We start from the raw sequence: 13,711 nt of genomic DNA, 5'->3' as shown, positions 1-13,711 counted from the left end.
AGAACAATGCGGACTCTTACGGCGAGGTCATGCCGGAGGATCTGCTCAAGTTTGGCCTCATCCCCGAATTCATTGGCCGCCTCCCGGTCATCACCACGGTCTCGAATTTGGACCGTTCGGCACTGATACAGATCCTGTCCACGCCCAAAAACGCCCTCGTAAAGCAATACCAGAAGATGTTCCAGCTCGACGGCGTCGAACTGGTCTTCGAGGAGGAGGCGCTGAACACGATCGCAGACCAGGCGCTCGAACGCGGCACCGGCGCCCGCGGGCTCCGGGCCATCATGGAGGAAGTCCTGCTGCCGGTGATGTTCGACCTGCCGAGCCGCGACGACGTCGCCACCGTGGTGATCACCGAAGACGTGGTGGCCAAGAAGGCCGAACCCACCATGATCGCCCACGACGTCAAACGCCGTAAGTCCGCCTGATCCGTCTCGCCTGATCCGCGCCGCCCCGGAATAAATCAGCCGTGCAGGCGGCTGTTACCAGTGATGCGCTTGCGCAACTGATGCGTCCTGCGTCCGCTGCGCATTCCCCCTGACATTCCTTAAGGAGAACAGCTGTGTCTGAAACCCTGACCAACAAGGCCGATTTCTGGTTTGATCCGATGTGCCCCTTCGCCTGGGTGACGTCCCGCTGGATCGGCGAGGTCGAAGAGGTCCGCGATATCCGGACGGAGTGGCACGTGATGAGCCTGGCCGTCCTGAACGAGGGCCGCGACGAGCTGCCGGCCGAGTACAAGGACTTCCTGGTCAAGGCCTGGGCACCGGTCCGGGTGATCATCGCGGCCGCGGAGAAGCACGGAGCCGAGTTCATCAAGCCGCTCTACGACKCCATGGGCACCAAGATCCACAACGAGGGCAACAAGGACTTCGCCGAGGTCATCGCCAAGTCCCTGTCTGAGGTGGGCCTGCCGGCCGAACTGGCTGCCGCCGGCCAGAGTGATGAGTTCGACGCGCAGCTGCGCGCCAGCCACGACGCCGGCATCTCGCTGGTCGGCCAGGACGTTGGCACCCCGGTTGTCGCGTTCAACGGCACGGCGTTCTTCGGGCCGGTTCTCACGCGCATCCCGCGCGGCGAGGACGCCGGTAAGCTCTGGGACGCCGCCGTGACGCTGGCCTCCTTCCCGTCCTTCTTTGAACTCAAGCGGAGCCGCACCGAGAGCCCGGACTTCAGCTAGTCCGCAGGCCGGCGGGTCCGCCGCAAGGGCCCCGGCAGAACTACCTACTTGTAGTTCTGCCGGGGCCCTTGTGCATCCCCGACCGCGGGAGAAGAATGGGTGTACCAACTTCGAAAGAAGGGGGACGCAGGAACCAAAGATTCAGTGACACTCATCCGACGCAGCCTTCGGCAAAGTCAGATGATGGCTACCAGTGACGAGGTAGGAAGACCTGAAAATCCTAGGATCCCGCCAGATTGCCAAAGACGTCACGTGGCAACCGAAAGTCGAAGCCCCACCAACCGCAAAAAGCTGATGGGGCTTCCCCTTTGCCCAAAATCGCATCAGCCCAAAACCGCATCAGGGTGGAGCCATGAGCAGTGAGCCCATCGCGAACTACGCGCTCCTGTCGGACTGCTGGTCCGCCGCGCTGGTCAGCGCTGCGGGCTCCGTCGACTGGCTTTGCTTTCCGCGTTTCGACAGCGCCTCGGTTTTTGGCCGGCTCCTCGGCGAGGACGCCGGCTTCTGGTCTGTACGGCCCGCTGACAGCCACTCCACCACCCGGAGGTATCTCGGCGCGTCCATGGTGCTGGAGTCTGTCCACACCACCGCCGGCGGCCGGCTGACTGTCACCGACGCCCTGGTCCTGGGCAGCGGCCAGCGGGGCCACGATCTCGGCCAGGCGTCCCCCGGGACCCTGCTGCGGCAGCTCGCCTGCACCGCGGGAACCGTGGAGGTCCAGGTCTGTCTCGCCGCGCGGCCGGGCTACGGGCTCATCCGACCCGTGCTGGAGAACGTCGCCGGCGGCGTCCTGGTCCACGCCGGAGCCGAGGAACTCGCACTCTCCACGTCGGTGCCCTTCGAACTCGACGGCGGCACGGCATCCGCCGTCGTGACCCTGCGCGCGGGCGACGTTCTGGGCTTCGCCCTGCACCGGCAGCGCGGCCCCGGCGAGGAGCCGGTCTTCTGGAGCCAGCAGGAGATGGCGCGCCGGCTCGCGGACACTGTCGAGGGGTGGACCAGCTGGTCCGGAATCCACCAGAACTACCGCGGCCCGTGGCAGGAGCTCGTCGCCGGCAGCGGCCGGGTCCTGCAGGCCCTGAGCTACTATCCAACCGGAGCGATCGTGGCCGCCCCGACGACCTCCTTGCCCGAGGTGGCCGGCGGCACCCGCAACTGGGACTACCGGTACACCTGGGTGCGGGACGCCAGCATGACCCTGCAGGCGCTGTGGGTGGCGGCCTGCCCGGACGAGGCCGGAAAGTTCTTCCAGTTCCTCGCGACGGCCGCTGCCCGCCAGCTGGCCCGCGGCGAGGAACTGCAGATCATGTACGGGATCGGCGGGGAGCGGGACCTGCCCGAACGGGTATTGGAGCACCTCCCCGGCTGGCGGGCCAGTGCACCGGTGCGGGTCGGCAACGGCGCCTGGGATCAGCGGCAGCTCGACGTTTACGGCGAGCTGCTGGACGCGGCCGCGAYGATGCCGGAATTCCTCGCCGACCTCGCCCCGGACACGCTGCGCTTCCTCGCGGACGCTGCCGACGCCGCCGTGGCCCGCTGGCGGAACCGGGACCAGGGAATCTGGGAGGTCCGGGGCGAGCCGCGGCACTACTTATATTCCAAACTGATGTGCTGGGTGGCGGTGGACCGGGCCATCACCCTCGCGGACGTGCTGCAGGCGGCGGACCGGGTGCCGCGCTGGGAGGCCGCCCGCGAGCAGATCGCCGATTCCATCTGCGCCAACGGCTGGAGCGAAACCGCCGGGGCGTACACCCAGGCGTACGGCACCGAACACCTCGACGCCTCGGCCCTCATGCTGGCGATCGTGGGGTTCCTCCCGGCCGACGACGCCCGCTTCCTCGCCACGATCGAGGCGATCGAGCAACGGCTCACCGACAGCCGCGGCCTGGTCTACCGCTACCACGGCGACGACGGGCTGCCGGGTGAGGAAGGCACCTTCCTGCTCTGCACCTTCTGGCTCGCGCAGGCCCTGGCCCTGGCCGGGCTGACGAAGCGGGCCAGGGCGGTCTTCGAACGGGCCGCCGGGTTTGCCACCGCCCTGGGGCTGATGGCCGAGGAGGTCGCCCCGGACAGCAGCGAACTGCTGGGCAACTTCCCGCAGGCGTTCAGCCACATCGGCCTGGTCAACGCCGCCTGGGCCATCAGCGAGGCGGAACGGCGCAGCCGGGGCTCCGGTTCGTAGCTGCGGAAGAGGACCGGCGTAGCATGGCCGGGGGAACACGCCCACCTGCGATCATTGGAGCCCCATGCCCATCACAGCCCACCTTGACCTGACCCTCAAGACGGAATCCCTGGCCACGGCGCCGGCGGTGCTCCGCGACATCCTCGCCGCCACCCGGGCCTTTGACGGCTGCCTCGGCGTCGAGGTCCTGACCGACAGTGCCGATCCGGAGCACTTCCTTGTGGTGGAACAGTGGGCGTCGCTGGAGCACGACGCCGCCTACCGCGCCTGGCGGGCAGCCGACGGAGCCAGCGCGCTGGGAGACCTCCTGGCCGCCCCGCCGGTCCTGACGCGCTTCGAGGCGTCCTTTAGCATCTGAGCCCTCCCGGACACGCAAAAGGGCCCCGCCCGGATCAGGACTGCTTCCCTGAACCGGACCGGGGCCCTTTTGTCTGCTGTTCCTGCCGGGGCTTACGCCTGGGCGGGTTCCTCAGCGGGGGCCAGGACGACGTCGCTCACGGTCAGCTCGCCGTCGCCCGGCACCAGGGCCAGCTCACGCGCGTTGGCCGCGGCCTTCAGGTCGCCCAGGCCGGCCGTCAGCTGCGTCGTGAGGGACTCCGAGGCCGTGATGGTCGCGGAGAGCACCTCGGTGCGCTGCTTGACCTTGGCCTCGGACTTGGCCTTGCGGATCCCGCCCAGCGCCGCGCCAACGGTGGCCAGCAGGGTGGTGTCGCCGTCGATCTCCACGGCGGCGGGCCACGGTGCGCGGTGCACCGAGCCGGCCCGCCACCAGCCCCAGACTTCCTCGGTCGCGAACGGCAGGAACGGCGCGAAGAGCCGCAGCAGGGTGTCCAGGCTCGTCGCCAGCGCGGCCAGCACCGACGCCTGCTGGGCCTCCCCGGCGGCACCGTAGGCGCGGTCCTTGATCAGCTCGACGTAGTCGTCGGTGAAGTGCCAGAAGAAGCTCTCGGTGATCTGCAGTGCCCGGGCGTAGTCGTAGTTCTCGAACGCCTTGGTGGCCTGCTGGACCACGTCGGAGAGCTGGGCCAGTACGGCGCGGTCCAAGGGATTGATCAAGGGGCCCGACGCGGGCGCTTTTTCCGCGTTGGGTCGATCAATCCCGGGGTTGGTCAGCACCGACAAGTCGGCGGAGACCACGGAGTCCTCGGTGGCGCCCAGGTTCAGCACGAATTTGGAGGCATTGAGCAGCTTGATCGCCAGCCGGCGGCCGATCTTCATCTGCGCGATCTCGTAGGCGGTGTCCGCGCCGAGCTTGGCCGAGGCTGCCCAGTAACGGACGGCGTCCGAACCGTATTCGTTGAGCACGTCGGTCGGGACGATCACGTTGCCCTTGGACTTGGACATCTTCTTGCGGTCCGGGTCGAGGATCCAGCCGGAGATGGCCGCGTGCTTCCACGGCGCGACGTCCTGCAGGGCATCGGCGCGGACGGCGGTGGAGAACAGCCAGGTCCGGATGATGTCGTGGGCCTGGGGGCGCACGTCGAACGGGAAGACCTTCGCGAAGAGCGCCTCGTCGGTGCTCCAGCCGCCCACGATCTGCGGCGTCAGCGAGGAGGTGGCCCAGGTGTCCAGCACGTCCGCGTCGCCGGTGAAGCCGCCCGGCACGTCGCGCTGGGTTTCCTCGTAGCCGGGGGCCGCGTCGGCCGCTGGATCCACCGGCAGTTGGGAGTCGGCGGGCAGCACGGGGGAGTCGTAGTCGGGGTTGCCGTCGGCGTCGAGCGGGTACCAGACCGGCACCGGCACGCCGAAGAACCGCTGGCGGGAGACCAGCCAGTCGCCGTTCAGGCCGGWGATCCAGTTYTCGTAGCGSGASCKCATGAAGGMCGGGTGGAATTCGATCTCSTTGCCGCGGCCGAYCAGGCGTTCGCGGCGSTCCTCGTCRCGGCCGCCGTTGCGGATGTACCACTGGCGKGAGGTGACSACCTCGAGGGGCTTGTCGCCCTTTTCGAAGAAGTTGACCGGGTGCATGATCTTCTTCGGTTCGCCGTCGAGCAGACCGGCGGCGGCGAGGAGTTCCACCACGGACTCCTTGGCGCTGAAGACCGTTTTGCCGGCGATGGCCTCGAAGGCGGCGCGGCCCTCGGGGGACGTGATCCAGTCGGGGGTTTCGCCGATGATGCGGCCGTCACGGCCCACGATCGCGCGGGTGGGCAGCTGCAGCTCGCGCCACCAGGTGACGTCGGTGAGGTCGCCGAAGGTGCAGACCATGGCGATGCCGGAACCCTTGTCCGCCTTGGCGAGCGGGTGGGCTTTGACCTCCACCTCGACGCCGAACAGGGGCGAGGTGACCTTCTTGCCGAACAGCGGCTGGTAGCGCTCGTCGTCGGGGTTCGCCACCAGGGCCGCGCACGCGGCGAGCAGCTCGGGGCGGGTGGTCTCGATGTAGATCTTCTCGCCCTCGGCGGTGAAGAACGGGTACCGGTAGTACGCGCCGGCGACCTCGCGGTCCTCCAGTTCGGCCTGGGCCACGGCGGTGCGGAAGGTGACGTCCCACAGGGTGGGTGCTTCCGCCATGTACGCGTCGCCGGCGGTGAGGTTGGCCAGGAAGGCCCGCTGCGAGATGGCCCGCGACTTGTCGTCGATGGTCCGGTAGGTCAGGTCCCAGTCCACGGACAGGCCAAGGGTCTGGAAGAGGTTCTCAAAGACCTTTTCGTCCTCGACGGCCAGTTCTTCGCAGAGTTCGATGAAGTTGCGGCGTCCGATCACGTCGAAATCGCGCTGGTTCTTCGCGGGCTCAGCCGGCGGCCGGTAGCCGGCGTCGTACGGGATGGCCGGGTCGCAGCGCACGCCGTAGTAGTTCTGCACGCGACGCTCGGTGGGCAGGCCGTTGTCGTCCCAGCCCATCGGGTAGAAGACGTTCTTGCCGGTCATCCGCTGGTAGCGGGCCAGGACATCGGTCTGGGTGTAGGAGAACATATGCCCCACGTGCAGCGAACCCGACGCCGTCGGCGGGGGAGTGTCGATCGAGTAGACCTGTTCCCGGGTGGTTTCCCGGTTGAACTTGTAGGTCCCTTCCTCGAGCCAGCGCCGGGTGAGGGCGGCTTCCAGCCCCTCCAGGGCGGGTTTGTCCGGAACGTTGATGGGGGCGGTGGTGGGCGTGTCTGTACCCTGCGTGTCTTCAGCCATGGGGCAATTCTTCCATTCTTTTGCACTGCGTCCCGCATCCTTGACCTGCAGTAGCATGCAGCAGATGGAGGAAGACACCGGAAGTTATGCGATAAAGCGCGTTTACGACGAGCCCGCCGACGACGACGGCTGCCGGGTCCTGGTGGACCGGCTCTGGCCCCGCGGCCTCAGCAAGGAGCGCGCGCAGCTGGAGCTGTGGCTCAAGGAAGTTGCGCCCTCACCGCCGCTGCGCACGGAATTCGCCCACATGCAGGAACGGTTCGCGGACTTCCGGGCCGCCTACGAGGCGGAGCTCGAAACCAACCCGGCCGTTGGCACCCTGCGGGAGTTGGCGGCCGGGCACCCGAAGGTGACGCTGCTCTTTGGCGCCCGGGATCCGGAGACCAACCACGCCCGGGTGCTTTTGGAGTTCCTGCAGCGCTAACCCGTTAGGGTGGTGCCATGACTGAGGGCATCCAGAACAATTCAGCAGTAGGCAAAGCAGCGGTCGTCACCGGCGCCAGCACCGGAATCGGCGAGGCGACCGTACGGGCGCTCCGGCAGGAAGGCTGGAGCGTCTTCGCGGTCGCCCGCCGCGCCGATCGGCTCGAGGCGCTCGCCGCCGAAACCGGCGCCGTCGCGCTGCCGGCCGACGTGACCGACGACGACGCCGTCGCCCGGCTGGTGGACGAGGTGACCCGCGCCGGCGGCATCGACACCCTGATCAACATCGCCGGCGGGGCACGCGGCGCGGACAAGGTGGCCGAGGCCAAGACCGAGGACTGGGAGTGGATGTACGACGTCAACGTGCTCGGCACCCTGAAACTCACCCGCGCGTTCCTGCCGATGCTGCGCGCCTGCGGCGAAGGCACCGTCCTGAACCTGACCTCGACGGCGGGCCTGTCCGCGTACGAGGGCGGTGGCGGCTACAACGCCGCGAAGTTCGCCCAGCATGCCCTCACCGGGGCCCTGCGGCTGGAAGAGGCCGAGCACAACCTCCGCGTGATCGAGGTGGCCCCCGGCATGGTGCAGACGGAGGAGTTCTCGCTGAACCGGCTCGGCGACCAGGGCGCCGCGGACCAGGTCTACGCCGGGGTGGAGAAGCCGCTCACGGCAGGCGACGTCGCCGACGTCGTCCGTTATGCGGTAACCGCACCGCACCACGTCAACCTGGACCAGATAGTGATCCGTCCGGTGGCGCAGGCCGCCAACTTCAAGGTGATCCGCAAGGGTTAGCCGGAACCGTCGGGACCGCATGCAGCGGTCCTTTCCGGTAACATCGACTTATCAGCTTTGACCCGGCCATCACCGGTGAGCTTCCGGAAGAACGCCCCGGCGCAGCAGTATCACGCGCCAGGGCCGGTAGAACCGGACGGGTAAGCCCGTCACAGCAGTCAACGAGCGGCCGACGCCGTTGCAGCGCTTTCCTTTGGATTCTTAGGGGGAAGGGGCGGGCAACCGGTGCCGGTAAGTGAGGTGGTACCGCGGTGCCGGTGTTGTTCCGACAGCACAGGGACCGTCCTCGCATCCTGAATGAATCCCGTTGTTCACTAGCTCAACCCAGGATGTCGAGATGACCCATTACCCCAAGGCCTCAGCCGCATCGTCGAGTGCCTCCGCTTCCGCCGCCAACAACTCAGGCGTGTCCGCCGCCGTGAAGTTCCCGGAGGTCGAAGCGCGCATCCTCAAGTACTGGGACCAGGACGGCACCTTCCAAGCCAGCATCGACCAGCGCGCGTCCGACCTTCCCGGCGGCGACCCCGGCAGCAACGAGTTCGTCTTCTACGACGGGCCGCCCTTCGCCAACGGACTGCCGCACTACGGCCACCTGCTCACCGGCTACGCCAAGGACCTCGTGGCCCGCTACCAGACCCAGCGCGGCCGCCGTGTTGAACGCCGTTTCGGCTGGGACACCCACGGGCTGCCGGCCGAGCTCGAAGCCATGAAGCAGCTGGGGATGACGGACAAGACCCAGATCGAGCAAATGGGGATCGACAAGTTCAACGACGCCTGCCGTGCCTCCGTGATGAAGTACGCCGACGAGTGGAAGAGCTACGTCACCCGTCAGGCCCGCTGGGTGGACTTCGACAACGACTACAAGACGCTCAACGTCGAGTACATGGAGTCCGTGCTTTGGGCCTTCAAGCAGCTGCACGAAAAGGGCCTCACCTACAACGGCTACCGCGTGCTGCCCTACTGCTGGAAGGACGAGACGCCGCTGTCCAACCATGAACTGCGGATGGACGACGACGTCTACAAGAACCGCCAGGACCAGACCGTCACGGTGACCTTCCCAATCACGGCAGGGGAGTCCGAGCTTTCCCGGCAGCTCGCCGGGGTGCAGGCGCTGGCCTGGACCACCACGCCCTGGACGCTGCCCACCAACCTGGCCCTCGCCGTCGGACCCGCCATCAGTTACGTGGTGCTCCCGGCCGGCCCGCACGGCATCAAGGCCGCCTCCGCTGAGGCTCCCGTGACCGGCAGCTTCCTGCTCGCCGCGGACCTGCTGGGCGCCTACGCTAAGGACCTCGGCTACGGCGACGGCGCCGAGGGTGCCGCCGCCGCCGAGGCGGCCGTGACCTCCCGGCACAGCGGAACTGAGCTTGAGGGGCTGAGCTACGAACCGCTCTGGACCTACTTCCACGACGCCGAGAAATACGGCACGGAGAACGCCTGGCGCTTCCTCGTCGCCGACTACGTCACCACCACCGACGGCACCGGCATCGTCCACCAAGCTCCCGCCTACGGCGAAGATGACCAGAAGGTCTGTGAGGAGGCCGGCATCCCGGTGGTCCTCTCGGTGGACGAGGGCGCGAAGTTCCTCCCGCTCTTCAGCCACGGCCCGCTGGCGGAGATCGCCGGGCTCCAGGTGTTCGAGGCCAACAAGCCCATCACCCAGGTGCTCCGCGCCGAGGGCCGGCTGGTCCGCCAGGCCAGCTACGAACACTCCTACCCGCACTGCTGGCGCTGCCGCAACCCGCTGATCTACCGCGCGGTGTCCTCCTGGTACGTCGAGGTCACCAAGTTCAAGGACCGCATGTCCGAGCTGAACCAGGAGATCAACTGGATCCCCGGCAACGTCAAGGACGGCCAGTTCGGCAAGTGGCTCGCCAACGCCCGAGACTGGTCGATCAGCCGCAACCGTTACTGGGGCAGCCCCATCCCGGTCTGGCAGTCCACCGACCCCGACTACCCGCGAACCGACGTCTACGGTTCACTCGCCGAGATCGAGGCCGACTTCGGCCGGCTGCCGTTGAACAACGACGGCCAGGTCGACCTGCACCGGCCCTTCATCGACGAACTCACCCGGCCGAACCCGGACGATCCGCGCGGCCCGGAAGAAGGCCAGTCCGAGATGCGCCGCGTCGAGGACGTCCTGGACGTCTGGTTCGACTCCGGCTCAATGCCCTACGCCCAGGTCCACTACCCGTTCCAGAACGAGGAATGGTTCGAAACCCACAATCCGGCCGACTTCATCGTCGAGTACATCGGGCAGACCCGCGGCTGGTTCTACATGCTGCACATCCTCTCCACCGCGCTCTTCGACCGGCCGGCCTTCCGCAACGTCATCAGCCACGGCATCGTGCTCGGCTCCGACGGGCAGAAGATGTCCAAGAGCCTGCGCAACTACCCGGACGTCTCCGAGGTCCTGGACCGCGACGGCTCCGACGCGATGCGCTGGTTCCTGATGTCCAGCCCGATCCTGCGCGGCGGCAACCTCGTGGTCACCGAACAGGGCATCCGCGACGGCGTCCGCCAGGTCATCCTGCCGCTGTGGAACGTTTACAGCTTCTTCACGCTGTACACCAACGCATCTGCGGGGGGCTCCGGGTACGACGCAAAGCTGCGCTACGACGGCTACGCCGACACCCTGGACCAGTACCTGATCGCCAACACCGGMGACCTGGTCCGGAACATGACCGCGCAGCTGGACAGCTACGACATCTCCGGTGCCTGCGACGAACTCCGCGGCTACCTGGACATGCTCACCAACTGGTACGTCCGCCGCAGCCGCCAGCGCTTCTTCGACGAGAACGCCGACGCCTTCGACGCGCTCTACACCGCACTGGAAACCGTCTGCCGGGTGGCGGCCTCGCTGCTGCCGCTGGTCTCCGAGGAGATCTGGCGCGGGCTCACCGGCGGCCGCTCCGTGCACCTGGCCGACTGGCCGGACGCGGACCTGTTCCCGGCCAACCCGGCCCTGGTCGAGGCCATGGACCGGGTGCAGCAGATCTGCTCGACCGGGTCCTCGCTGCGGAAGGCCGCCAACCTCCGGGTTCGCCTGCCGCTGCAGGAGCTCACGGTGGTGGCACCCGGTGCGGCCGCGCTGGAAGGCTTCGCCGGCGTCGTCGCCGACGAACTGAACCTGCGCTCGGTGCGCCTGCTCGACGCGGAGAGCGCCTCCCCGGAGGAATTCGGCATCGAACAGAAGCTTGTGGTCAACGCCCGGGCCGCCGGCCCCCGGCTGGGCAAGAACGTGCAGCAAGCCATCAAGGGCTCCAAGTCCGGCGACTGGTCCGTGGACGACGCCGGCGTGGTCACCGCCGGCGGCCTGGCGCTGGAACCGCAGGAGTACACCCTGGAAACCGTGGTGGCTGCCGCCGCGGAAGGGGAGGCCTCACGTGCAGCCTCAGTGCTTCCCGGCGGCGGCTTCGTGGTGCTCAACACGGAGGTCACCCCCGAGCTCGAGGCCGAAGGTACCGCCCGGGACCTGGTCCGCGCCATCCAGCAGGCCCGCAAGGACGCCGGACTGAACGTCAGCGACCGGATCCGCACCACCGTCACGGCCACGCAGGCCACCGTCGAGGCACTGCTCGCGCACGCCGAACTGGTCAAGACCGAAACCCTGACCCTTGAGCTGGACACCGTTCCCGCCGAGGTCCAGGAACCACTGATCAGCGTCGAAAAACTAGCCAATGAAGCAGGGGCCTAAGCCATGACCGACGAATTTTCCGTAGAGAGCGTCTACGCCGAACTCCTCGGCCGGGCGCCGGAAAACAAGATGGAGCCGCGGCTCGCGCCGCTGTACCGGGCGATGGACATCCTGGGCGAGCCGAACAAGGCGTACCCGATCATCCACATCACCGGCACCAACGGCAAGACCTCCACGGCGCGGATGATCGAGGCCGGGCTGCGGGCCCACGGGCTGAGCACCGGCCGGTACACCAGCCCGCACCTGTCCAAGGTCACCGAGCGGATCAGCATCGACGGCGAACCKGTCCCGGACGAGACGTTTGTCCGGATCTGGGATGAAATCCGCCCTTACCTGGACATCGTGGACGGCGAACTCGTCGCCGAGGGCCAGCCCCGGCTGACCTACTTCGAGTGCCTCACCATCCTGGGCTTCGCGGTCTTCGCGGACCAGCCGGTCAACGTTGCCGTGATCGAGGTGGGCCTGGGCGGGATCACCGATGCGACCAACGTCGGCGACGGCCAGGTCGCCGTCGTTACCCCGATTTCACTGGACCACACCGATCTGCTGGGGGAGACCACCGAGGAGATTGCCTACGAAAAGGCCGGCATCATCAAGCCCGGCGGGTTCCTGGTCAGCGCGGCGCAGCCGGTTGACGCGGCACAGGTCCTGCTGGAGAAGGCCAAGGAAGTGAACGTGCCGTTCCGCTTCGAGGGCGTGGAGTTCGGCGTCGAGTCCCGCACGGTCGCCGTCGGCGGCCAGATGGTGACCGTGCAGGGCATTGCGGGCCGCTACGAGGACCTGCTGGTGCCGCTGCACGGGGCACACCAGGCGGAAAACGCCGCCGTCGCGATCGCCGCTCTGGAAGCGTTCTTCGGCGCGGAGAAGCCGCTCGACGCCGAAGTGCTGCAGGAGGCTTTCGCGTCCGTCACGTCTCCGGGCCGACTCGAGGTGCTTCGCACGGCGCCGACCATCATCGTGGACGCGGCGCACAACCCGGAAGGCATCCGGGTGTCTGCAGAGGCCATCCACGAGGCCTTCAGCTTCAGCAAGCTCGTGGTGGTGGTGGGCGTGCTGAAGGAAAAGGACGCCGAGGAGATCCTCCGTCAGCTCAAGGAATCCCTCGGCGACCTCGCCGCGGAGTACTGCTTCACCCAGTCCAACTCGCCGCGCGCCGTTCCGGCCGAGGACCTGGCCGAGCTGGCACTGGACCTAGGTTTCGGCGAGGACAACATCCACGTCGCCGAGAAGCTCGACGACGCCCTCGAGTGGGCGGTGGAGCGGGCCGAAGCCAATGACGACCTAGCCGGCGGGATCCTGGTCACGGGGTCCATCACGCTCGTGGCCGAGGCCAGGATCCTGCTCGGGAAGACCGAGGCGTAACCGATGGCCAAACTCACCAAGGCCCAGCGCGAGTGGCGCCCGGGCATGCCCAAGAAGCGCCGGTCCACGAAAGTCATGTTCGCCTCCACGGTGCTGCTGCTGGAGGCCTTCGTGGCGCTCTTCGGCACTCTGGCGGTCTTCGGGCTGCGGCGCGGCGAGCTGCCGCCGTTCCTGATTTTCGGGGCCGGCATCGGACTGTGCGTGGTGCTGGTACTGACCTGCGCCGTGCTCTCGAAGCCGTGGGGTGTTGGCCTTGGCTGGATCCTGCAGCTGCTGCTGATCCTCACCGGCATTGTGGAGCCCACCATGTACCTGGTGGGCGGCCTGTTCGCGATCACCTGGTGGTACGGCATCCGGACCGGCATCCGGATCGACCGCGAAGCCGGCCAGCGCGAACGCGAGCAGGCGGCCTGGGAGGCCGCGAATCCCGACGCTCCCAGCAATTAGACTTGTCCCCAACCCCACCCCAACCCTTAGGAGCAGCTGTGAGCAYTGAGCGCACCCTCGTCCTGATCAAGCCCGACGGCGTCGCCCGCAACCTGACCGGCAGCATCATCGCCCGGATCGAAGCCAAGGGCTACACCCTGGCSGAACTSAAGAAGGTCAACGCCASCCGCGAACTCCTCGAACAGCACTACGAGGARCACGTCGGCAAGCCGTTCTACGAGCCSCTGGTGGAATTCATGCTCAGCGGACCGGTGGTGGCCGCGATCTTCCAGGGCCACCGCGTGATCGAGGGCTTCCGCTCGCTCGCCGGCACCACGGACCCGACGACGGCGGCGCCCGGCACCATCCGCGGCGACTTCGGCCGCGACTGGGGCCTGAAGGTCCAGCAGAACCTGGTCCACGGCTCCGACTCGCCCGAGTCCGCCGAGCGCGAGATCAAGATCTGGTTCTAACCCTCCCGCGCCCCACCGAGGTGACAGCTAAGGCCAATGTTCGCACTGAA

The 13,711-nt window shown here is 67.6% G+C and carries 10 protein-coding genes and 1 pseudogene; 10 read left to right on the top strand and 1 reads right to left on the bottom strand.

Translation table 11 applies throughout. The features are described 5' to 3' along the window. From AB4Y86_RS02490 to AB4Y86_RS02475, 4 genes and pseudogenes are all read left to right on the top strand, one after another. Positions 1 to 428, top strand: a pseudogene (locus AB4Y86_RS02490) (ATP-dependent Clp protease ATP-binding subunit ClpX); the annotation flags it as partial. 134 nt (positions 429 to 562) lie between these two features. After that, the gene (locus AB4Y86_RS02485) at positions 563 to 1,180 is read left to right on the top strand and encodes a mycothiol-dependent nitroreductase Rv2466c family protein (RefSeq protein WP_441399851.1); all 618 of its coding nucleotides are present in this window, start codon (positions 563 to 565) and stop codon (positions 1,178 to 1,180) included. Positions 1,181 to 1,532: 352 nt separating this feature from the next. Then, positions 1,533 to 3,362, top strand: a complete 1,830-nt coding sequence (locus tag AB4Y86_RS02480; protein WP_441399850.1) for a glycoside hydrolase family 15 protein — start codon at positions 1,533 to 1,535, stop codon at positions 3,360 to 3,362. A gap of 64 nt (positions 3,363 to 3,426) precedes the next feature. Next, a complete protein-coding gene (locus AB4Y86_RS02475) occupies positions 3,427 to 3,720 on the top strand; it encodes a putative quinol monooxygenase (RefSeq protein ID WP_441399849.1) in 294 nt (97 codons plus the stop codon). Positions 3,721 to 3,812: 92 nt separating this feature from the next. Here AB4Y86_RS02475 and valS read toward each other — a convergent pair whose 3' ends face one another. Beyond that, a complete protein-coding gene (valS, locus tag AB4Y86_RS02470) occupies positions 3,813 to 6,488 on the bottom strand; it encodes a valine--tRNA ligase (protein ID WP_441399848.1) in 2,676 nt (891 codons plus the stop codon). A 64-nt stretch (positions 6,489 to 6,552) separates the two neighbouring features. Between valS and AB4Y86_RS02465 the strand changes: the two genes are divergently transcribed. The 6 genes from AB4Y86_RS02465 (at position 6,553) to ndk (ending at position 13,661) form a co-directional block, all read left to right on the top strand. Then, positions 6,553 to 6,912, top strand: coding sequence for a DUF488 domain-containing protein (locus tag AB4Y86_RS02465; RefSeq protein ID WP_441399847.1), 360 nt, complete (start codon positions 6,553 to 6,555; stop codon positions 6,910 to 6,912). A 17-nt stretch (positions 6,913 to 6,929) separates the two neighbouring features. After that, positions 6,930 to 7,703, top strand: coding sequence for an SDR family oxidoreductase (locus tag AB4Y86_RS02460; protein WP_441399846.1), 774 nt, complete (start codon positions 6,930 to 6,932; stop codon positions 7,701 to 7,703). Between the two features lie 337 nt (positions 7,704 to 8,040). Continuing rightward, a complete protein-coding gene (gene ileS / locus AB4Y86_RS02455; protein WP_441399845.1) occupies positions 8,041 to 11,400 on the top strand; it encodes an isoleucine--tRNA ligase in 3,360 nt (1,119 codons plus the stop codon). A gap of 3 nt (positions 11,401 to 11,403) precedes the next feature. Further along, on the top strand, positions 11,404 to 12,762 hold the full coding sequence (locus AB4Y86_RS02450) for a bifunctional folylpolyglutamate synthase/dihydrofolate synthase (protein WP_441399844.1): 1,359 nt from the start codon (positions 11,404 to 11,406) through the stop codon (positions 12,760 to 12,762). A 3-nt stretch (positions 12,763 to 12,765) separates the two neighbouring features. Beyond that, positions 12,766 to 13,209, top strand: coding sequence for a DUF4233 domain-containing protein (locus AB4Y86_RS02445; protein WP_441399843.1), 444 nt, complete (start codon positions 12,766 to 12,768; stop codon positions 13,207 to 13,209). Positions 13,210 to 13,247: 38 nt separating this feature from the next. Then, positions 13,248 to 13,661, top strand: a complete 414-nt coding sequence (gene ndk, locus AB4Y86_RS02440; RefSeq protein WP_441399842.1) for a nucleoside-diphosphate kinase — start codon at positions 13,248 to 13,250, stop codon at positions 13,659 to 13,661. Positions 13,662 to 13,711: the final 50 nt, after the last annotated feature.

This window comes from Arthrobacter sp. 2YAF22_2 (assembly GCF_052114645.1).
Classification (GTDB): domain Bacteria; phylum Actinomycetota; class Actinomycetes; order Actinomycetales; family Micrococcaceae; genus Arthrobacter.
This window is presented reverse-complemented; position numbering and strand designations above follow the sequence as displayed.